This window comes from Mycolicibacter acidiphilus (assembly GCF_018455725.1).
GTDB lineage: Bacteria > Actinomycetota > Actinomycetes > Mycobacteriales > Mycobacteriaceae > Mycobacterium > Mycobacterium acidiphilum.
The window spans coordinates 1-610 of record NZ_JAHCLR010000136.1; the positions used below are offsets into that span (position 1 = coordinate 1).

General features: G+C 65.1%; 1 protein-coding gene. It reads right to left on the reverse strand.

Features of this window, described 5'->3' with window-relative positions:
* The coding region (locus KIH27_RS22190) for a transposase (protein ID WP_504739471.1) at window positions 1–449 on the reverse strand (449 nt) is incomplete at its 3' end.
* Between the last annotated feature and the right edge of the window lie 161 nt (window positions 450–610).

Consider the following 610-nt stretch of genomic DNA (forward strand, 5'->3'; position numbering starts at 1 on the left):
TCCACACCGGGTTCGCCGTCGGCCACCGGCACCGTGCCGGCCGGTCCGCGACCCCGGTAGTCGGTGCGTTCGGTGCAGTAGCGGTGCAGGGTCCGCTGCGGCACCATAATCCCGAGGCGGGCCAACAGGTCACTGATCTTGACCACCGTCAAGTCTTTTCCGACCCATTCAACGATCTGATCATGGTTGGCGTGCAACAACTCCCACGTATGCCCGTGGCCATCTGGGCGGCCCGGCCGAACCGCCTCGATCACCGCGCCGATCAGCTCGTCGGTGAGCTGATCCAGATCACCGCCCCGGTCCAGCCCCGCCGACTCCGCGGCGTTCGTATAGTCGCGTGCGGTCTTGCGGTCCACCCCGGCCAACACCGCCACCCGGCGCAGACCCGCACCGGCCATCCACACCCGCAACAGCTCACGTACCTCGATCACCGAAACCTCCCGATACATTCAGCGGACCTCCTCCACATCGATCGACATGAAGTGATCCGACCCAGTAATCGAGCGGCCACCGGCGCGACACGCCAGTGGTCCCATAACTGGCAAACGGGTGGTCCAATGAAGCTGGCTAAACCCCGGTCAGAGTGGTCCCATCAACCTGGCGGTCGACA